General features: G+C 51.0%; 1 protein-coding gene. It reads right to left on the reverse strand.

Annotation, left to right across the window (positions count from 1 at the left end):
• On the reverse strand, nucleotides 1-843 hold an 843-nt coding region (locus J1785_RS00650), incomplete at both ends, for a tyrosine-type recombinase/integrase (protein WP_217218564.1).

An 843-nucleotide genomic window follows, 5' to 3' on the forward strand; every position in this document is an offset into this window, starting at 1 on the left:
ACATATCCAGATAATCCGACCACCATTGCATCATCGCTTTACGGGCATCGAGATATTCTGCTTTATGGATGTAAGCCGCTCGAACGCTGTTACGCTCCTGGTGACTCATCTGCCGTTCAACCGCATCTTGCGCCCATAGGCCAGACTCCATCAGGGCACTACAGGCCATTGCCCTAAATCCGTGGCCGCAGATTTCATCTTTTGTGTCATAGCCCATCAGGCGTAGCGCCTTATTGACCGTGTTTTCGCACATCGGTTTATACGGATTATGATCGCCGGGGAATACCAGCACCTGATGCCCGGATATTTCCCGTATCTGTTTCAGAATAGCAATGGACTGACGGGAGAGTGGAACGATATGTGGAGTGCGCATTTTTGCACCACGCCCAGAGTAGCGGACACCGGGGATGGACTCGCGAGTGGCAGGAATGGTCCAGATTCTATTTTTGAAATCGATCTCAGACCAACGGGCGAAACGCAGTTCGCTGGAACGGATGAATAGGTGCAGGGTGAGTGATACTGCCAGGCGGGTTAACTCTCGTCCTTGCTTGTAGTCCTTAATACGGGTTAACAGTTCTGGTAGTTGTTCCAAGGGAAGGGCAGGGTAGTGGCGTTTAACCGGAGGGGCGATTATACCGTCCAGATTGGCAGCCGGATTCTGCTCTATCAACTCATTATGTACGGCATGACGCATGATGTTGCACATATGCTGCCGCGTACGTGCTGCGACTTCCAGCAGACCTTTTTGCTCAATGCCTTTCAGCAGGTCGATAAAGTGACGAGGTTTCAGTTCAGCTACCGGCAAGTGTCCAATCACAGGAAATATATGATTGTTCATGCTGG

It is taken from the genome of Rahnella perminowiae, from assembly GCF_019049755.1.
GTDB classification, from domain to species: Bacteria; Pseudomonadota; Gammaproteobacteria; order Enterobacterales; family Enterobacteriaceae; genus Rahnella; species Rahnella perminowiae.